The organism is Microbacterium hominis NBRC 15708, assembly GCF_001592125.1.
Classification (GTDB): Bacteria; Actinomycetota; Actinomycetes; order Actinomycetales; family Microbacteriaceae; genus Microbacterium; species Microbacterium hominis.
This window is the reverse complement of record NZ_BCWI01000005.1, coordinates 69,523-87,396: the sequence shown is the minus strand read 5'-3', so window position 1 is coordinate 87,396 and position 17,874 is coordinate 69,523. Positions and strand designations below refer to the sequence as shown.

Annotated in this window: 16 protein-coding genes; 6 read left to right on the top strand and 10 right to left on the bottom strand. The window is 73.1% G+C overall.

Features of this window, described 5'->3' with window-relative positions:
• Nucleotides 1-277: 277 nt before the first annotated feature.
• Nucleotides 278-2,383: a glucose PTS transporter subunit IIA gene (locus tag MHO01S_RS05985; protein ID WP_061781992.1), complete on the top strand. Its 2,106-nt coding sequence runs from the start codon at nt 278-280 to the stop codon at nt 2,381-2,383.
• Between the two features lie 131 nt (nt 2,384-2,514).
• Here the strand turns inward: MHO01S_RS05985 and coaBC are convergent, their stop codons facing one another.
• Nucleotides 2,515-3,720: a bifunctional phosphopantothenoylcysteine decarboxylase/phosphopantothenate--cysteine ligase CoaBC gene (gene coaBC / locus MHO01S_RS05980; RefSeq protein WP_061781991.1), complete on the bottom strand. Its 1,206-nt coding sequence runs from the start codon at nt 3,718-3,720 to the stop codon at nt 2,515-2,517.
• A gap of 63 nt (nt 3,721-3,783) precedes the next feature.
• Here coaBC and MHO01S_RS05975 point away from each other — a divergent pair, with 63 nt between their 5' ends.
• On the top strand, nt 3,784-4,506 hold the full coding sequence (locus MHO01S_RS05975) for an NRDE family protein (RefSeq protein ID WP_061781990.1): 723 nt from the start codon (nt 3,784-3,786) through the stop codon (nt 4,504-4,506).
• A 28-nt stretch (nt 4,507-4,534) separates the two neighbouring features.
• On the opposite strand, the gene MHO01S_RS05970 is transcribed toward MHO01S_RS05975, so the two are convergent.
• Nucleotides 4,535-5,887 carry an FtsX-like permease family protein gene (locus tag MHO01S_RS05970; protein ID WP_061781989.1) on the bottom strand — a complete coding sequence of 451 codons (1,353 nt, stop codon included), beginning with the start codon at nt 5,885-5,887 and terminating at the stop codon, nt 4,535-4,537.
• Nucleotides 5,884-6,612, bottom strand: coding sequence for an ABC transporter ATP-binding protein (locus MHO01S_RS05965; RefSeq protein WP_061781988.1), 729 nt, complete (start codon nt 6,610-6,612; stop codon nt 5,884-5,886). Before MHO01S_RS05965 ends, MHO01S_RS05970 begins: the two co-directional genes overlap by 4 nt.
• Nucleotides 6,613-6,724: 112 nt before the next feature.
• Here MHO01S_RS05965 and MHO01S_RS05960 point away from each other — a divergent pair, with 112 nt between their 5' ends.
• Complete coding sequence (locus MHO01S_RS05960) at nt 6,725-7,366, top strand: YdeI/OmpD-associated family protein (protein WP_060959060.1); 642 nt, start codon at nt 6,725-6,727, stop codon at nt 7,364-7,366.
• 82 nt (nt 7,367-7,448) lie between these two features.
• Here the strand turns inward: MHO01S_RS05960 and MHO01S_RS05955 are convergent, their stop codons facing one another.
• Nucleotides 7,449-9,002: an FAD-dependent oxidoreductase gene (locus MHO01S_RS05955; RefSeq protein WP_061781987.1), complete on the bottom strand. Its 1,554-nt coding sequence runs from the start codon at nt 9,000-9,002 to the stop codon at nt 7,449-7,451.
• Between the two features lie 65 nt (nt 9,003-9,067).
• Between MHO01S_RS05955 and MHO01S_RS05950 the strand changes: the two genes are divergently transcribed.
• On the top strand, nt 9,068-9,619 hold the full coding sequence (locus tag MHO01S_RS05950) for a helix-turn-helix domain-containing protein (RefSeq protein ID WP_060959061.1): 552 nt from the start codon (nt 9,068-9,070) through the stop codon (nt 9,617-9,619).
• Nucleotides 9,620-9,709: 90 nt separating this feature from the next.
• Here MHO01S_RS05950 and pgi read toward each other — a convergent pair whose 3' ends face one another.
• From pgi to MHO01S_RS05930, 4 genes are all read right to left on the bottom strand, one after another.
• Nucleotides 9,710-11,389 carry a glucose-6-phosphate isomerase gene (pgi, locus tag MHO01S_RS05945; RefSeq protein ID WP_060959062.1) on the bottom strand — a complete coding sequence of 560 codons (1,680 nt, stop codon included), beginning with the start codon at nt 11,387-11,389 and terminating at the stop codon, nt 9,710-9,712.
• 298 nt (nt 11,390-11,687) lie between these two features.
• Nucleotides 11,688-12,545 (bottom strand): HtaA domain-containing protein, encoded by an 858-nt coding sequence (locus MHO01S_RS05940; RefSeq protein ID WP_061781986.1) that lies wholly within the window; start codon nt 12,543-12,545, stop codon nt 11,688-11,690.
• Nucleotides 12,542-13,198 carry a LuxR C-terminal-related transcriptional regulator gene (locus MHO01S_RS05935; protein WP_060959064.1) on the bottom strand — a complete coding sequence of 219 codons (657 nt, stop codon included), beginning with the start codon at nt 13,196-13,198 and terminating at the stop codon, nt 12,542-12,544. The genes MHO01S_RS05940 and MHO01S_RS05935 overlap by 4 nt, the downstream gene beginning before the upstream one ends.
• Nucleotides 13,186-14,514 (bottom strand): sensor histidine kinase, encoded by a 1,329-nt coding sequence (locus tag MHO01S_RS05930; protein WP_061781985.1) that lies wholly within the window; start codon nt 14,512-14,514, stop codon nt 13,186-13,188. Before MHO01S_RS05930 ends, MHO01S_RS05935 begins: the two co-directional genes overlap by 13 nt.
• A gap of 121 nt (nt 14,515-14,635) precedes the next feature.
• Here MHO01S_RS05930 and MHO01S_RS05925 point away from each other — a divergent pair, with 121 nt between their 5' ends.
• Together MHO01S_RS05925 and MHO01S_RS05920 are read left to right on the top strand one after the other, a co-directional pair.
• Nucleotides 14,636-15,448: a Cof-type HAD-IIB family hydrolase gene (locus MHO01S_RS05925; RefSeq protein WP_060959066.1), complete on the top strand. Its 813-nt coding sequence runs from the start codon at nt 14,636-14,638 to the stop codon at nt 15,446-15,448.
• Between the two features lie 29 nt (nt 15,449-15,477).
• Nucleotides 15,478-16,308, top strand: coding sequence for an aldo/keto reductase (locus MHO01S_RS05920; protein ID WP_061781984.1), 831 nt, complete (start codon nt 15,478-15,480; stop codon nt 16,306-16,308).
• A 12-nt stretch (nt 16,309-16,320) separates the two neighbouring features.
• Here the strand turns inward: MHO01S_RS05920 and MHO01S_RS05915 are convergent, their stop codons facing one another.
• On the bottom strand, nt 16,321-17,013 hold the full coding sequence (locus tag MHO01S_RS05915) for a Pr6Pr family membrane protein (protein ID WP_060959068.1): 693 nt from the start codon (nt 17,011-17,013) through the stop codon (nt 16,321-16,323).
• A 36-nt stretch (nt 17,014-17,049) separates the two neighbouring features.
• On the bottom strand, nt 17,050-17,865 hold the full coding sequence (locus MHO01S_RS05910) for a siderophore-interacting protein (RefSeq protein WP_060959069.1): 816 nt from the start codon (nt 17,863-17,865) through the stop codon (nt 17,050-17,052).
• Nucleotides 17,866-17,874 lie beyond the last annotated feature (9 nt).

Below are 17,874 nucleotides of genomic sequence, written 5' to 3'. Positions count from 1 at the left end.
AGAGAGCAGCTTCCGGTGGATCAGAATCGCCCCGGGGCGGGTGAAGGGGCGATGCGCGTCCTCGGGTGGACACGAAGGTCACAGCTTCACAACGTTTTCTGGACGTCCCCGGCACGGAACCTGAGTGAAACCTGAACGGGGATGCCGGGCGCGGAGCGGATCGAGGGGCCCCGATTGCCACGGTCCGGGGCCTGTCCGCCGTCCTGACGGCGATATAGAGTCGCCTGCGACAGATCGTCATCGACAGGACGTCGCACAACGAAAAAGAGGCGAAAACATGGCATCCAATTCGGCATCCGAGATCGTCGACGCCGTCGGCGGGCCCGGGAACATCGCGAGTCTCACGCACTGCGCCACACGGCTGCGCTTCCAGCTCAACGACGGCGACAAGGCCGACAAGACCGCCGTCGAGGCCATCCCCGGCGTGCTCGGAGCGGTCCCGCAGGCCGGCGACCGCTTCCAGGTCGTGATCGGCGGCGGCGTGCAGACCGTCTACAACGAGATCATGGCGCTGCCCGTCATGGCCGGCGGCGGCGCCCCCGCCAGCGCGGAGAGCGACGCCGACATCAAGGCGCGCGAGCGCGCGAAGGGACCGCGCGGCACGAACGCGTGGCTCGACACCCTCTTCGAGTTCCTCTCGGACTCGTTCCGTCCGATCCTCGGCGCCCTGCTCGGCGCGTCGCTGTTCATCACGTTCATGGCCCTCGCGGCGACGCTCGGCTGGATCCCCGCGTGGAACGCGCCCGGCGTGGTGCTGCCGCCGTCGTGGGCCTTCGTCAACCTCATGTGGCAGTGCGTGTTCATCTTCCTGCCCCTGATGGTCGCCTACAACGCGTCGCAGAAGATCGGCGCCGACCCGTGGGTCGGCTTCGCGATCATGGCCGTCGTCATGCTCCCCGGCTTCACGGCGCTCGGGAAGACCGAGGATGCCGTGCAGACGACGTTCCTGGGCTCCGACATCACCACGGTGCAGGTGTTCGGGATGCCGCTGACCATCTTCGACTACAGCTCCCAGGTGTTCCCGCCGCTGCTCATGGCCGCGGTGCTCGGCCTCGTCTACAAGGGGCTGAAGAAGGTCATCCCCGAGAACATCCAGCTGATCTTCGTGCCCTTCATCGCGATGCTCGTGATGATCCCGCTCACGGCGTTCCTCATCGGCCCGATCGGCGTGTACGCCGGTGCCGCGCTGGCGAACGCCCTCAGCGCCATCAACTCCTTCTCGCCGTTCATCTTCGCGATCGTCATCCCGCTGGCCTACCCCTTCATGGTGCCGTTGGGCCTGCACTGGCCGATCAACGCGATCATGCTCCTGAACATCCAGACGCTCGGCTACGACTTCATCCAGGGCCCCATGGGCGCGTGGAACTTCGCGTGCTTCGGCGCGACCGCCGGCGTGCTGGTGCTGGCCTGGCGTGAGAAGGACAAGCAGATGCGGCAGACGGCGACCGGCGCCCTGGCGGCGGGCCTGCTGGGCGGCATCTCCGAGCCGTCGCTGTACGGCATCCATCTGCGGTACAAGCGGATCTATCCGCGCATGCTGGTCGGCTGCCTCACGGGTGGTCTGATCATCGGCATCGGATCGCTGCTGCTGGGCCTTCCCCACGGCATCACGACGCAGGCGTTCGTCTTCACGTCGCTGCTGACGATCCCCGCCTTCAACCCGATCGGCCTCTACCTCATCGCCGTCGCGGGCGCGTTCGTGGTCGCGATGGTGCTGGTCATGATCTCGGGCTACAAGAACCCCGAGCCGGCCGACGCGGCCGTCGCGACGGCCACGGCCGGTGCGGGAGCGGTCGCCCCGGGCGCCGCTCGCGACAGCATCCCGGCCGTCGCCGGCGGTGCGGAGCTCGTCGGCGTCGCGGGCGAGACGGCAGCGGCCACGACGGCGACCGCCGTCGCCGAGCGGCCTGCGGCCGTGGGCGAGCTCGTCCAGGTGGCCGCGCCGCTGGACGGGACCGTCGTCGCCCTCGACCAGGTTCCCGACCCCGTCTTCGCCGGCGGTGTGATGGGACCGGGCGTGGCGATCGAGCCGACCGGTGACACGGTCTACGCGCCCGGTGCCGGCACGGTGGTGGCCGCCCAGCCGACCGGACACGCCTTCGGCCTGCAGCTGGACAACGGCACCGAGGTGCTCATCCACGTCGGCATCGACACCGTCAACCTGAAGGGCGAGGGCTTCGACGTGAAGGTCAAGAACGGCGATCGTGTCGAGACCGGCACCCCGCTCGTCACCTTCGACCGCGCCGTGATCGAGAAGGCGGGCTACCCGCTGATCACGCCGGTGATCGTCCTCAACGGCGACTCGTTCGACACCGTCGACCCGGTGGCCCTGGGCCCCGTGACCCACGGATCGCCGCTGCTGGACGTGCAGAAGAAGGCCTGACCGCAGGCGCTCTGCGTTTCGACTCGCTGCGCTCTGCGTTTCGACTCGCTACGCTCGCTCAACGACCGGGGAAGAGGAACCCCGGTCGTTGAGCGAGGAGCGCAGCGACGAGTCGAAACGCGGCGAGCCGCTCAGCGCACGACGGCGACGGCGTCCCAGATCGCGTCGGCGACGGCGTGCTTGGAGCCCGCGGCCTCCGCGACCACCGCACCCGCGGCATCCAGCAGGAGCACACGGTTCTCGGTCGCCTCGAACCCGTGCTCCCAGTCGACGCGGTTGACGGCGAGCAGGTCGACGCCCTTGCGCTCCCGCTTGCGGCGCCCGCGCGCGAGCAGCTCGGTGTCGTCGGCCGCCGTCTCGGCCGCGAACCCGATGACGATCTGGCCCGGCCGCCGCGCCGCGACCAATCCCGCGAGGATGTCGGGGTTCGGCACGAGATCCAGCCGCGGTGCGCCGTCCTCCTTGCGGAGCTTGTGGTGCGACACCTCCGCGACGCGGAAATCGGCGACCGCGGCGACCATCGCGACGACGTCGGCGGTGGCCGCGGCATCCGTCATCGCGGCCTGCAGCTCGGCGGTCGTCCCCACGCGGACCACCGCGATGCGGGGGTGGCGGGATGCCGCGGTCAGCACGCCCTCGTCCACGTGCGCCGCCACGAGCGTCACCTCGGCCCCGCGCGCGGCCGCGGCAACGGCGAGCTCGGCGCCCTGACGTCCGCTGGAGCGGTTGCCGAGGAAGCGCACGGGGTCGATCGGCTCGCGCGTGCCGCCGGTAGAGACGGCGATGCGCCGTCCGGCGAGGTCGGCCGGGTGCCCGGCGGCGACGGCCAGCGCGGCCGCGACGATCTCCTCCGGCTCGCGCATCCGCCCGGGGCCGCTGTCGCCGCCCGTGAGCGGGCCGTCGGCGGGGTCCACAACGTGCACGCCGCGCGAGCGCAGTGTCGCGATGTTGGCCTGGGTGGCCGCGTGCTCCCACATGGCCGTGTGCATCGCGGGGGCCACGACGACCGGGGCGGTCGTGGCGAGCAGGGTGACCCCGAGCAGGTCGTCGGCGATCCCCGCGGCCATCTTGGCGAGCGTGTTGGCGGTCGCCGGGGCGATGACGACGAGGTCGGCGGAGGTGCCGAGGGCCACGTGGCGCACGCGGGAGACGTCGTCGTGCACGCTGGTCGTGACAGGATTCCTGCTGACGGCCTCCCACGTGGTCGTCCCGACGAAGCGCAGCGAGTCCGCCGTGGGAACAACGTGCACCTCGTGCCCGTTGGTCACGAGGGCGCGCACGAGGTGCACCGTCTTGTACGCGGCGATGCCGCCCGTCACGCCCACGACAACGAACATGGTCCGATCCTCCCACGCCCGCCGGCGCGGGCACGAGGAGCGGACGGAGAGGTCACGAGCACCGTGTGCACCGTCATCGTCCACGTCCCGGCCGACCCCGCAGCGCCCGTGCGGCTGCTCGCCGTGCGCGACGAGGACCCCGCCCGCTCGTGGGACCCGCTCGGGCCGTGGTGGCCCGAGCTCCCCGACGTCACGGGGGTGCGCGACCGGCGCGCGGGCGGCGCCTGGCTGGCGGCGGATGCCGGGGCCGGACGGGTCGCGGTGATCCTCAACCGCGCCGACGTGCTGCCCGCCGACGGCGCCGGGCAGGCGGAGCCGCCACGGTCGCGGGGACGCATCGTCCTCGACGCCGTCGCGGGGGAGGGCCCGATCGCGCCGCCGCACGCGCAGGGGTTCAACCTCGTCGAGGTGACCCGGGCCGGCGTGACGGTGACGATGTGGGACGGCACCGACCTGCGCCGCGTCGGTCTGACGCCCGGCATCCACATGATCGCGCACGACGACATCGACGACGAGGCGACGGCGCGCATCGCCGCCTGGCGCGACGCTTTCGCCGAGCCCGCCGCCGTGGACGAGCGCTGGTGGGAGCCCTGGCTCGACACGCTCGAGCGCACGAGCGGGGTCGGCCCCACCGACGACCGCGCGATCGTGCGGGACAACCGACCGTTCGGCTATCCGACCCTGTCGCTGCTGGTGTGCGCGGCATCCCTCGGCCCCGACGGCGTCGACGTGCGCTACGCGGAGTTCGACGAGCCGGGGCAGTGGAACCGGCCCCGGCTCGCCTGAGCCCGTCCGGGCCGCCGACGCCGACGCCTCAGACGCCGCGGCGGATCGCGGTGACGAGGGGCCGCGTCGCGACGAGCGACAGACGCACCAGCAGGATGCCGGCCACGAACGTGCCCGCGATCACCGCGAGCGAGGCCGGTGCCACCAGCACCGTGAGTCCCACGATCGGCAGCGCCAGTGCCGCTCCGACGAGCGCGCCGCCCACCGCCGCCCACCGCAGCGGCACCATCACCGTGAGGGCCCGGGCGCGGCGGAGATCCCTCTCCGGCATGCCGAGGCGATCCAGCCCCACGATCAGCTCGCGATCCTCCAGCACGGAGGCGGCCTGCGTGACGCCCACCGAGCAGGCGAGCAGGGCGAAGCCGATCGCGAGCGTCACCAGCACGCCGGTGCGCATGTCGGCGAAGACAACCGCCTGGGCACCCGTCCCGCCGTCGTCGCCGGCGAGCATCACCAGACTCGCGCCCGCCCCGCCCACCACCGCGATGAACGCGATCATCGCGATTCCCGACACGCGACGCCAGGCCGAGGCGGCGTGCGCCGACAGCTCCCGCCCGGCGATGAGCCGCGCGGGGGAGGAGGTCGTGCGCGCCAGGCCGCGGCCGCGGGCCGCGATCAGCGGCGTCCCGACGACGTTCACCACCAGCAGCGCCGCCCCGAACAGGCCCACCAGCACGATGAGGCCCACGGCGGCTCCCCACACCTGCGCGATCGCCGTGATGTTCGACACCACGGTCGCCACGGCGATGAGTCCCAGGATGCCGAAGACGAGCGCCGCGGTGCGCCGCCGCGGCGGATCGGTCCGCCGCGCCACCCCGAGGGGGGTCAGCTGCACCCTGCGCAGGCTCAGCGCGGCGCTCGCCGTCGCGATGACCACGACGCCGGCGACCGCCGCGACGATGATGGCCGCGCCCGTCCACAGCGCGCCCGCGCCGACCGGACCGCCGAAGAACGGCAGCAGGCCCACCGCGGGCAGCAGGGCCGCGTACAGTCCGACCCCCAGGATGCCGCCGGCCATCGCCGTGCCGGCGGCCTCCAGCACCGTCATCGCGCTCACCTCGCCGACGCTCGCGCCCAGCAGTCGCAACGTCGCGAGCCGGTCGTTGCGCCGGCGCGCCGACAGTCGTGCCGCCGCCGCGCCGAGGGTCGCGATCGGCACGGTCAGCAGCACGAGGGCGAGCGCGCTGAGCACGCGATAGAGGATCTCCATGTCACCGGCGGCCCGCGGGTCGGTGAAGAACATGCGCACGCCGCCGGCGACGACCAGCAGCAGCGCGGTGGTCACGGCGAACGCGACCACGGGCAGCGCGAGCGCCGCGCGCCCCTGGCGCGCCGGGCGGGCCAGCATCGCGGTCAGGCGGAGCGTTCCGGCGAGGCTCATGCGACGCTCCCGTCCGGGGCGGGCGTGCGGTCCGCGGCGGCCGCCGGGCTCGTGATGCGTCCGTCGATCATGTGCAGCGTGCGATCGCAGCGGGCCGCGACGCCCGGGTCGTGGGTCACGACGACCAGGCTGCGCCCCTGGCCGGTGGTCGCGTGCAGCAGTGCGGTCATGACCTCGCCGGAGGTCCGGGAATCGAGCGCTCCGGTGGGCTCGTCGGCGAACACGATCGGCGCACCGGTCACCTGCGCCCGCGCGATCGCGACCCGCTGCGCCTGGCCGCCCGAGAGCTGACCGATGCGGCGCTGCTCCATGCCCGCCAGCCCGAGCGTCCCGAGCCAGGCGGCGGCGTGCGCCTCGGCCGCCGCGCGTGGCCGGCCCTGCAGCAGGAGCGGAAGCGCGGCGTTCTCGACCGCCGTCAGCTCGGGCAGCAGCAGGTGCTCCTGGAAGACGAAGCCGAGGTGCGCGCGTCGCACCGCCGACCGCTGGTTCTCCGTCATGCCGACGAGCTCGACGGGGGCGGCGTCCGGGATGCCGAGGCGCACCGAACCGGCATCCGGGGGGATGATCGCCGCGAGACAGTGCAGCAGCGTGGTCTTGCCCGACCCCGACGCGCCCATCACGGCGACGGCCTCGCCGGCGGCGATCTCGACGTCGACGCCCGCGAGCGCGGTGAGATCGCCGTAGCGCTTGAGGAGGCCGGTCGCAGACAGCACGGGAGTGTTCATGCCTCCAGTCTTCGCGCCGCCGTCGTCGGCGTCGTCGGCCGCGGGGTCTATCCGGCATCCGTCGGCAGAGCGATCTCTGGCCGGTGTCTCACGGCGCTGATAGCGTCGCGGCATGAGCGATGCCGGTCCCGAGGCGGTCTTCTTCGCGGATGCCGCGGCCTTCCGGGCCTGGCTCGAGCAGCACCACGCCACGGCCACCGAGCTGTGGATGGTGCGCCGCCGCAAGGGGCATCCCGAGCAGGGGCTGCGCTGGGAGGACGCGGTCCCCGAGGCGCTCTGCTTCGGCTGGATCGACTCGACCAGCCGTCGCCTCGACGACGACGCGCGCATCCAGCGGTGGACGCCCCGCACGGCCTCCTCGACGTGGAGCGCCGTCAACATCGCCCACGTGGAACGGCTGACCGCGGAAGGGCGCATGCACCCCGCCGGCCTGGCGGCGTTCGAGCGGCGCCGCCCCGACCGCAGTGCCGTCTACTCCTACGAGACGCGCGACGAGCTCGACGAGGTCGAGCTGCGTGCCCTCGCCGCCGTCCCGGCGGCGCAGGCGTTCTGGGATGCCGCCACCGACGGCTACCGCCGCGTCTGCGCGCACTGGGTGCGCGGCGCCAAACGCGCCCAGACCCGCGCCGACCGCCTCGCCGCGCTCGTGGCGGACTGCGCGGAAGGCCGCCTCATCCCACCGCAGCGCTACGGCACGCCGCCCGCCTGGCAGCGCCGCGCCGCCGCCGCCGCTGCTGGCGCCGAGAAACCATAACCACCGCGAGAAACCGCGTGGCGGGGTGTTTCTCGCGCCGGATCCGGTTTCTCGTCGGCGCGAGCCGCGTCCGTCGGGGCGGTCAGCGGCGGCGCAGCAGCAGGATGCCGTCCTTCAGCACCGCCTGCTCGCCCTCGGGGCCGGTCACCTCGCGATCGCGGATGTCGACGATCACGCGCTCCCACGCGTCGGGGTCGAGCGCGAGCAGCTCCAGCTCCTCGGCGGGCGGCAGCAGTCGTGGCGCGTGGCCGTCGCCGTGACCGGTGGACCAGGGCGGCGCGGCGGCGTGCGAGACGACGAGGAGGTGGCCGCCGACGGCGACGCGGTCGGCCGCCGCCCGCAGGAGCGCGATCCGCGGGAAGTCCTCCTCCCACGAGTGCAGGAAGCCGGCGCTGACGAGGTCGAACGTGCCGGCCGGGGCGGCATCGGCGCCACTGCCGACGAAGAACGCGATCCGGCCGCCCAGTCCGCGCTCGGCCGCCGCGGCGGCGCCGCGACGGATCGCGGTGGGGGAGAGGTCGACCGCCGTCACGCGCCAGCCGCGCTCCGCGAGCCACACGGCATCCGCGCCCTCGCCGCAACCGATCTCGAGAGCGGTGCCGACCTCGAGACCACCCGCGACGGCGGCGACGGCCGCGTTGACCCGGCCCGACCAGATGCGGTCGCGCTCCGCGTAGCGCTGCTCCCAGTCGGCGGCGCGCTGCCGGGCGCGCGCTGCGACGGCGAGGTCGGCGTCCTCCGCCGCGAGGGCGGCGTTGACACCCGCTCCGGCCATCGACCCGGCCGCCAGGGCGACGGGCACGTTGCCGTAGGGTGCCACGACGTTGCCGGCGGCCCACACGCGGGGGTGCGAGGTCGCCCCCAGCACGTCGACCGCGAGCGGTGAGCCCGGCAGATCGGCGCGGGCGAGGCCCAGCGCGTCGGCGAAGGCGACGTCGACCACGGGTGCCGGCGCGACGAACAGGGCGTCGATCCCGTGGCTGCCGCCCGCGGCATCCTGCACCGCTCGCAGCGTCCCGTCCTCGCTCCGCACGCCGGTGACCGGGGCGTCGACGATGCGGATGCCGCGGGCGCGCAGGCGCGCCCGGACGGTCTCGTCGAGCGGTTCGATCGCCGCCGTGAACGCCGTGAGGTCGGCGCTCCACTGCCGGACGAGCTCGATCTGGTGCAGGCTCTGTGCCGACGTCGCCAGCACGCCCAGGCGGGCATCGGCCACCTCGTAGCCGTGGCAGTACGGACAGTGCAGGACGCTGCGGCCCCACAGCGCGGCGATGCCGTCGACCGGCGGCAGGACATCGCGCACGCCGGTCGCGATGACGAGCGCACGGGCGAGGTCGACCGTGCCGTCGACGCGCGTGATCCGCAGCGTCGCGCCCTCGTCGCGGACCGCCCCGACCTCGCCGGCCTCGACCCGCACGCCGTACCGGGCCACCTCGTCGCGCCCGCGGGCGAGCAGCTCTGCCGGCGCGATGCCGTCGTGCCCGAGCACGGCGTGCATGTGCTCCGCGGCGGCGTTGCGCGGCGCGCCGCCGTCGATGACGAGCGTCCGGCGCCGGGCGCGCCCCAGCATCTGCGCCGCGCTCAGCCCGGCGGCCCCGCCGCCGATGACCACGGCATCCCATTCCCGTTCCTGCATGGCTCCACTCTGCGCGAGGGATGCCGCTGTTGCAATCTGATTTGCGGTAATGGCAAGATCGGCGCATGGAAACGGGGCTCGATCAGGTCGGTGCGCGTCTGCGGGCCGCGCGGCGGGCTCGCGGCTGGACGCTGGACGACCTCGCCGGCCCGAGCGGCGTCTCGGTCAGCACGCTCTCGCGTCTGGAGTCCGGCAAGCGGCAGGCCTCGCTCGAGCTGCTGCTGCCGCTGACGCGTCAGCTCGGCATCCGCATCGACGATCTGCTGCCGGCCCGCACCGCCGACCCGCGCGTGCACCGCGCCGTCGAGCGCCGCGACGGCATGGTCATCGCACCGCTCACGCGGGAGAGCTCCGCCGTGCAGGCGCTGAAGATCGTCTACCCGCCGTCGGCGGCCGCCCCGGCGCCGCGCATCCACGACGGTTACGAGTGGCTGTACGTGCTGAGCGGTCGCGTGCGGCTCGCCCTCGACGGCACGGAGCACACCATCGCCGTCGGGGAGGCGGCCGAGTTCGACACCCGTCTGCCGCACTCCCTCAGCGCGACCGCGGAAGGCCCCGCCGAGGTGCTGAGCATCTTCAGCGCCGCCGGCGAACGCTTCCACACGCACCTCGCCTGACGGCGAGAAATCACCACCCCCGCGAGAAACCACGCCGGCGCGTGTTTCTCGACGCGGCGATGGTTTCTCGCGGATGCACGGATGCGGGAGTCAGCTGCGGTGGGAGCGGTAGTAGGACAGCAGCGCCTGGGTCGAGGCGTCCTGCGCGGCGGTCGCGGCCTCGTCGCCCTCGATCGCGGGGGCGATCTGCAGGGCCAGCTGCTTGCCGAGCTCGACGCCCCACTGGTCGAAGGAGTTGATGCCCCAGACGACGCCCTGCGTGAACGTGATGTGCTCGTACAGGGCGACCAGCTCGCCCAGCACCCGCGGCGTGAGCGCGGGCGCGAAGATCGACGTCGTCGGACGGTTGCCGGGGAAGGTGCGCGCCGCGACCAGGGCGCCGGTCGTACCCTCGGCCTCGACCTCCTCGGCCGTCTTGCCGAAGGCGAGCGCCTTGGTCTGCGCGAGGAAGTTCGCCAGGAACAGGCCGTGCACGTCGCGGCCGCCGTCGCTGAGGTCGTAGGCGGGGTTCACGAAGGCGATGAAGTCGGCCGGGATGAGGCGCGTGCCCTGGTGGATCAGCTGGTAGAAGGCGTGCTGGCCGTTGGTCCCCGGCTCGCCCCAGAAGATCTCGCCCGTGTCGCTCGTGACGGGAGAGCCGTCCCAGCGGACGCTCTTGCCGTTGGATTCCATCGTCAGCTGCTGCAGGTACGCCGCGAAGCGGCTGAGCTGCTGGGCGTAGGGGAGCACGGCGTGCGACTGGGCGCCGAGGAAGTTCGTATACCAGACGTTGAGCAGGCCCATCAGCACCGGGACGTTCCGCTCGAACGGGGTCGTCCGCACGTGCTCGTCGATCGCGTGGAAGCCCGCGAGCAGCTCGCGGAACGCGTCGGGGCCCAGCTCCACCATCAGTGAGAGGCCGATGGCGGAGTCCACCGAGTAGCGGCCGCCGACCCAGTCCCAGAACCCGAAGGCGTTGGCCGGGTCGATGCCGAAGGCCGCGACCTTGTCGAGCGCGGTGGAGACCGCGACGAAGTGGTGGGCGACGGCATCCTGCTTCTGCGCGTCCGACCCGTCAATCGCGCCGGCGGCGGTCAGGCCCGCCCACAGCCAGTCGCGCGCGAGTCGTGCGTTGGTGAGGGTCTCCAGCGTGGTGAAGGTCTTCGACGCGACGATGAACAGCGTCGTCTCGGGGTCGAGGTCCTTCGTCTTGTGGGCGAGGTCGAACGGGTCGATGTTCGAGACGAAGCGCGCCTGGATGCCGGCGGTCGCATACGGCTCCAGCGCCGTGGAGATCATCGCGGGGCCGAGGTCGCTGCCGCCGATGCCGATGTTGACGACGTGCGTCACCTTCTTTCCGGTGACGCCCTTCCATGCCCCCGACCGCACGCGGTCGGCGAACGCGGTCATCGCCTCCAGGACGGCCTGCACGTCGGCATCCACGTCCTGTCCGTCGACGACGAGCTCGGGTGTCGCGCCGGCGGGACGGCGCAGCGCCGTGTGCAGCACGGCACGGTCTTCGGTCGTGTTGATGTGCTCGCCGCGGAACATCGCCGCGAGGCGGTCGGCGAGGTGCACGTCGTCGGCGAGGGCGAGGAGCGACGCCAGGATGCCGTCGTCCAGCAGGTTCTTGGAGAGGTCGACGTGCAGGTCGGCGGCGTCGAAGGTCAGGCGTTCGACGCGCGTCGGGTCGTCGGCGAACCAGGCCCGCAGATCGGGCGCGAAGCTCGCGGCGCGGTCGGAGAGGGCGGCCCAGGCGGGAGTGCGGGTGGCGTCGATGGGAGTGCTCACGCCCTTACGCTAGCGCCCGCGGGGGAGGGTGCGCAGTCGTGTGTCCTGTGAGAAAGACACGGCCCGCGCCGGTGCCCGAGAACGACGGTGGGCCGGCCGTCCGAGCGGACGACCGGCCCTGCAATCCGTTGCACCACATTCGCAGGGGGAGAGTCCTGCGTCGCCGACCCCCGGATCATGGAGTCGTATTCGGGTTCCGGCGATGACTTCACCGTATAACGGTTCGGTCACGGAGCCGAGGGAGCCCGACGAGTGCATACCGTTCGCATACCGTCCTGTCAGCTACGGCGGCGACGACTCACGAGCGCAGCGACGCGAAGCCGGCCGCGACGCTGATCGTGATGCGGTGCGGCGAGGCCGGATCGACGCGGAGTCGGTTCTCGACGTCGCCCGCCGACGCATCGGTGGACACCGCGTAGGTGTCGTCCGGCAGCACCAGCGCGAGGCGTCCCGCGCTCAGCTCCGCCGTCAGCGCGCGCGGCGCGGACCCCGTGAGACTGCCCTCCACGGAGCCGGCGCTGAGGGTGAAGTCGGCCGTCTGCACGCGGTCGAGGTCGATCACCAGCCGCCCCGCGGACACGTCCGCCTCCAGCGCGGACGCCCCACCCGACACGGTCATCGACCCGGCGCTCACCGTGAGGTCGAGCTCGCCGTACGTGCCCTGGGCGCGCAGCGCGCCGGCGCTCAAGGAGATGTCGGCGTCGAGCGCGCTGCGTTCGAGGGCGCGCGGGAGGGTCAGCACGGCCGTGTCGCTCTCGGCGAAGGGGCGGATGCCGCTCCACCACGCGCGCTGCGTCTCGACCACGAGGCTGCCTCCGTCCCGGCGCAGGCGCCAGTCGGAGGCCGCGCCGTCGACGTCGAGGGTGACCTCGTCGCCGCCGTAGACGATCGTGAGGTCGGCCGCGGCGACGTCGACGTCGAGCGAACGGATGCCGGCGGCATCCGCCGTCAGCGTGCCGCCGGCACCGCGCGTGGCGGAGCCGAGCGCGCCGAGTGCGGCCGTGCCGAGCGCGCCGAGGATCAGCGCGCCGCCGAGGGCGATCGTCAGGATCGCGACGACCCGGGAGGCCGAGCGTGTGGTCGCGGGCGGCTGCGCGGGCGGCTGGGGCGGGGCCGGAAGGGACGGCGGGACGGGAGGCGGGGTGAGGGTGGTCATCGGGCGGTTCCGTTCTCCCAGTGGATGAGGGCGGCGAGCACGCGGCGGTTGCCGTGCTCGTCCTGCTCCAGATCGAGCTTCTGGAACAGGGAGGTGATGTGCTTCTCGACGCTCGCCTCGCTGACGAACAGCGTCTGGGCGATCGCCTGGTTGCTCTTGCCTTCGGCGATGAGCGCCAGCACGGTGCGCTCACGGTCGGTGAGGCGTTCCATGCGCACGTCGCGACCGCGACGGGTCAGCAGCTGGGCGACGACCTCCGGGTCGAGCACGGTCGCCCCGGCGCCGATCCGCGCGACCGCGTCGAGGAAGTCTGAGACGTCGGCGACGCGGTCCTTCAGCAGGTAGCCGAGCGAGCCCGACTGCTCGGTGATGAGCTCGCCGGCGTACCGCTCCTCGACGTACTGGCTGAGGACCAGCACCGCCAGGTCGGGGCGGGTGCGGCGCAGGTGCACCGCGGCGCGGATGCCCTCGTCGGTGAAGGTCGGGGGGAGGCGGACGTCGAGGATGCAGAGCTCGGGCGCGGTCGCCTCGACCGTGGCGACGAGGTCGCCGGCGTCGGGCAGGGCTGCGACGACCTCGTGTCCGGCGTCGTCGAGCAGCCGTACCAGTCCCTCGCGCAGGAGCGCGGAGTCCTCGCAGATCAGGATGCGCACGGGACGCTCACCTCCAGCGCCGTCGGGCCGCCGTGGGGACTGTCGAGCCGGCTCATGCCGCCGGCCGCGGCGATGCGGTGGGCGATGCCGTCCAGCCCGCCGCCGGGGAGCACCTGGGCTCCGCCGACGCCGTTGTCCTCGACGCGCGCCCAGAGCATCGGCGCCGCGCCGTCGACGGCGTCGCGCAGACGCACCGTGACACGCACCTCGCTGCCGCGCGAGTGCTTGGCCGCGTTGGTGAGCGACTCGGCGATCGCGAAGTAGACGGCCGCCTCGGCGGTGCGGCTGCAGCGGCCGGCCGCGGGGGCGGGGAGGCGCACGTCGAGGCTCACCGGCACGTGCGAACGCGCGGCGAGCGCGCTCAGCGCGGCATCCAGCCCGCGGTCGTCCAGCACCGACGCATGGATGCCGCGGGCCAGCTGGCGCAGCTCGGTGATGGCGGCCTTGGTCGAGGTGTGCGCCTCGTCGATCAGGGCTTTCGCGGAGGCAGGGTCGGAGTCGATCTTCTGCTGGGCCAGGCCCAGCGTCATCCCGACGGACACGAGCCGGGGCTGCACGCCGTCGTGGAGGTCGCGCTCGATGCGGGTGCGCTCGACCTCGCCGGCGCGCACGGCGCTCTCGCGCTGGGTGCCGGCCGTGCGGGCCTGTTCGAGGAGCACGGCCTCGCGGCTGGGCACGAGGACGGCGCGGGTGAGCACGCCGTGCAGGAGGGCGGCGCCGACCAGGAGGGCGAGGCCGGCGAGGATGCCGACGACGCCGACCAACACGGCCCACTCGCTGCCGATGTGCACGTCGGTGCTCGGCACGCGCACGCTGTCGCCGCCGACCAGCGGGGTGAACAGCACGGCGACGCTGGAGGCGAGGGCGCCGACGATCGGCAGCACCACGAGACCGAGGATCGTGGAGATCGCCGCCGAGGCGATGCCGCGCCACATGGGTCCGTCGGTGAACTGACGCCACAGCGAACGCAGCCAGCCGCCGAACCCGGGACGGCCGCTGTGTCGGAGGGGGAGGGCGGGCAGGCCGAACGAGTAGAGCCCGTCGACGCGGGCGTACTCGAGCCAGGCGGTGGCCCACATCGCGTAGACGAAGGCGACGAGGAAGACCGCGCCGATGCCGAGGGCGGGCAGCAGGCCCAGCCCGAGGCTCAGCAGCAGGAGGAGGACGGTGAAGACGGCGGTGCCGGCGAGGCCCATCGCGGCGAGCTGCGCGATGGCGCCCAGGTGGGCGAGCAGGCCGATCCGACGCGTGGGCGTCGCCTCGGGCACGGTCGCCGGTGGCGCGGGACGGGCGCCGGCATGATCGGTGTGGGGCATGACTCCACGCTAGGGCGCGGCCGACCGCGGGCGCAGGGGAGCGGTCCCCCGGTTCCGTTTCGGGTTATCCCCCGGTCGCGGCGCGCGACGCGCGGCGGGGCCGGTGGGAGAGGATGGAGGCGTGACCTCCGCCGACATCCGTCTCATCGCCGTCGACATGGACGGCACGCTGCTGCTGCCCGACGGCTCGGTGCCGGAGGGCCTGTGGCCCCTGCTCGAGCGCCTCCGCGATCGGGGCATCGCCTTCGCTCCCGCGAGCGGACGGCAGCTCGCGACGCTGCAGCGTACGTTCGCCGGTGTCGACGCAGAGCTCGACTACATCGCCGAGAACGGCGCGTACGTCGTCCGCGGCGACGTCGAGGTCAGCTCCGACGCCGTCGACCCGTCGGTCGCGGCCGAGGTCGTGGTGCGCGTGCGGTCGCTGGTCGCCTCCGGAGCCCTGCGGGCCGGGCTGGTGCTGTGCGGAAAGCGCTCGGCCTACGTCGAGGACACGGACGAGGCGTTCCTCGCCGAGGTGGACAAGTACTACGCCCGGCTGGAGGTCGTTCCCGACCTGCTCGCGGTCGACGATCAGATCCTCAAGCTGGCGATCTTCGACGTCGACGGCGGGGAACGGCACACGGCGCCCGCCTTCGCCGACCTCGCCGCGACCCATCAGGTGGTCGTCTCCGGTCAGCACTGGGTCGACATCATGAACCCGACCGTCAACAAGGGCGTCGCGCTGCGCGCGCTGCAGGACGCGTTGGGCGTGACGTCGGCGCAGACGGCCGCCTTCGGCGACTACCTGAACGATCTCGAGCTGCTGCGGGCCGCCGACTGGTCGTATGCGATGGCGGACGCGCATCCCGAGGTCGCCGCCGTTGCGCGCTTCCGCGCGCCGTCGAACGCGCAGGCCGGCGTGCTGACCGTGATCGCGCGGCTGCTCGGCGACTGACGGTCCGCCGCGGGGCGTAGCGTGGGGTCATGGTCACGATCCCCACGGTCTCCCTGAACGACGGCACCGCCTTCCCGGAGCTCGGCTTCGGCACTTACACGCTGCGCGGCGACGACGGCGTCGCGGCGATCGAGGCGGCGATCGGAGCCGGCTACCGCCTGCTCGACTCGGCCGTGAACTACCAGAACGAGGTCGAGGTGGGCGAGGCCGTGCGCCGCAGCGGCATCCGCGACGAGCTCATCGTCACGACGAAGGTGCCGGGCCGCGAGCACGGCTACGAGGAGACCGTCCGCAGCGCGCACGGGTCGCTCGAGCGTCTCGGTCTCGACCGCATCGACCTCTACCTCATCCACTGGCCGAACCCCAGCGTCGATCGCTACGTCGAGACCTTCCGCGCGATGATCGACCTCCGCCGCGACGGGAAGGTCGGCTCGATCGGTGTGTCGAACTTCACCGCGGCGATGCTCACGCGGCTCATCGACGAGACGGGCGTGACGCCGGCCGTGAACCAAGTGGAGATGCACCCCTACTTCCCCCAGGACGCCCTCCGCGCCTTCCACGCCGCCCACGGCATCCGCACGGAGAGCTGGAGCCCCCTGGCGCGGCGCAGCGAGCTGCTGAGCGAGCAGGTCGTCGCCGACGTCGCGGCCGCGCACGGCGTGAGCCCGACCCAGGCCGTGCTGCGCTGGCACACGCAGCTCGGGTCGACGCCGATCCCCAAGTCCGCGACTCCGGCGCGGCAGGTGGAGAACGCCGATGTGTTCGACTTCACGCTCACGGATGCCGAGATCCGCGCGATCAGCGGGCTCGAACGCGGCCGGCTGTGGGACGGCGACCCCGAGACCCACGAGGAGATGTAGGCGCGTCGTCGCTCAGCGGGCGGGCTCCGCCTCCGCGGCGGGCCCGACGCGCGCGAGCAGCCGGTCCAGCCCGAGGAAGAGATAGCCGACGGCGACGAGCGCGACCGTGAGGCCGACGATCCACACCGCGACGCCGCCCACGCCGTGCGTGGACACGTCCATGAACGGGTAGGGCACCGTCGTGCCGCCCGCGAAGCGGCCGCCGAGGGCGCTGTAGCCGAACGCGAACACGAGGTAGGCGTAGGGGATGAGCGCCCACAGCAGGGGGTCGTAGCCGCGCAGTCGCCCCTTGGGGACGAACAGGAGCCAGTCGACGATGACGAGGACGGGCGTGATGATGTGCACGAGGTTGTCGGTCAGGGTGAACGGCTGATAGGCGCCCGGCTGGGTGAACAGCGACGGGGCGAGCACGAAGAGGTAGATCAGCATCGTGACGGTGATCGCCTCCATGACCGCCGCCGCCCAGCGCGCGGAGGGCGTCGAGGCTCCGGTCCAGCCCTCGCGCTGCGCGTCGCGCAGCGTCACGACGGCCGACAGGATCATCCAGGCCAGGCACAGCACGTTGCTGAGCACCGTGTAGTACAGGAACGACGTCCAGGTCGGCGACGCGGTCCACAGTCCCGACACCCGCGCGATGCCGACGACGATGACGAGCGCCGCGACGGCGCGATACCCGAAGGCGAGGAGGCGGGAGCGCACGATCATGCGCCCATGTTAGGGGGCGGGGCGGCGGTCGACGGCTCAGTGGGGTGCGTGGTACTCGCTCTCGCCGCGCTTCCAGTAGCCCTTCACGACGATGCGGTCTGCGGGCAGGCCCCAGCGCTCGACGAGCAGCGCCCGCCCGGGGCGGACGATCCCCTGCTCGGCGGCGACGAAGCCGAAGACGTCGCCGGCCGGCCGGTCGGCGGCCCCGAGCGCGTCGAGCCGGTGCGCGAGCGCGACGCCGGCGGCCGTGCCGCCGCGATGCACCTGCTCGACGATCACCCCGGGCGGCGCCGAGATCGGCAGCTCGTGCGCCTCGTCGGACGTCTCGACGAGGATGCGCCCGACGGCGTCGGCGTCCATGAGGTGCGCGAAGCGGCGCATCGCGGGCACCGCCGTCTCGTCGCCGGCGAGGAGCCAGCCGTCGGGCCGGCCGGTGAGCACCATCGAACCGCGGGGGCCGCCCACGCCGATCGCGGCGCCCGGTTCCGCGTCGCGCGCCCACGCGGCGGCCACGCCGTTGTCGCCGCCGTCAGCACCGTTGTCAGCACCGTTTTCCGCACCGTGCAGCGCGAACTCGATGTCGAGCCATCCCTCCTCGGCATCCCACGCGAGCGGGGTGTACTCGCGGCTCGGCGCCGCCCGCAGCTCCTCGAGGGACGCCGGCGGCGCGTCGGGGAAGAAGAGGCGGAGGTGGTCGTCGGCGCCCGGGGAGTCGAATCCGCGCAGGTCCGCGCCGGAGACGCGCACGCGCACGTAGGCGGGGGTCAGCCACTGACGCGCGGTCAGATGCGCGCGGCGGAACCGCAGCTCCAGGGGGCGACGCTCGAGGCGGAAGGCGGGGGTGGCGGTCATGCGGGCTCC

Bases quoted from the DNA above. Each gene is read 5' to 3' on its own strand.
- MHO01S_RS05955 (WP_061781987.1), bottom strand. From the start codon at position 9,002: ATGCAGGAACGGGAATGGGATGCCGTGGTCATCGGCGGCGGGGCCGCC.
- MHO01S_RS05985 (WP_061781992.1), top strand. From the start codon at position 278: ATGGCATCCAATTCGGCATCCGAGATCGTCGACGCCGTCGGCGGGCCC.
- MHO01S_RS05920 (WP_061781984.1), top strand. From the start codon at position 15,478: ATGGTCACGATCCCCACGGTCTCCCTGAACGACGGCACCGCCTTCCCG.
- MHO01S_RS05910 (WP_060959069.1), bottom strand. From the start codon at position 17,865: ATGACCGCCACCCCCGCCTTCCGCCTCGAGCGTCGCCCCCTGGAGCTG.
- MHO01S_RS05970 (WP_061781989.1), bottom strand. From the start codon at position 5,887: ATGAGCCTCGCCGGAACGCTCCGCCTGACCGCGATGCTGGCCCGCCCG.
- MHO01S_RS05940 (WP_061781986.1), bottom strand. From the start codon at position 12,545: ATGACCACCCTCACCCCGCCTCCCGTCCCGCCGTCCCTTCCGGCCCCG.
- coaBC (WP_061781991.1), bottom strand. From the start codon at position 3,720: ATGTTCGTTGTCGTGGGCGTGACGGGCGGCATCGCCGCGTACAAGACG.
- MHO01S_RS05930 (WP_061781985.1), bottom strand. From the start codon at position 14,514: ATGCCCCACACCGATCATGCCGGCGCCCGTCCCGCGCCACCGGCGACC.
- MHO01S_RS05915 (WP_060959068.1), bottom strand. From the start codon at position 17,013: ATGATCGTGCGCTCCCGCCTCCTCGCCTTCGGGTATCGCGCCGTCGCG.
- MHO01S_RS05950 (WP_060959061.1), top strand. From the start codon at position 9,068: ATGGAAACGGGGCTCGATCAGGTCGGTGCGCGTCTGCGGGCCGCGCGG.
- MHO01S_RS05960 (WP_060959060.1), top strand. From the start codon at position 6,725: ATGAGCGATGCCGGTCCCGAGGCGGTCTTCTTCGCGGATGCCGCGGCC.
- MHO01S_RS05965 (WP_061781988.1), bottom strand. From the start codon at position 6,612: ATGAACACTCCCGTGCTGTCTGCGACCGGCCTCCTCAAGCGCTACGGC.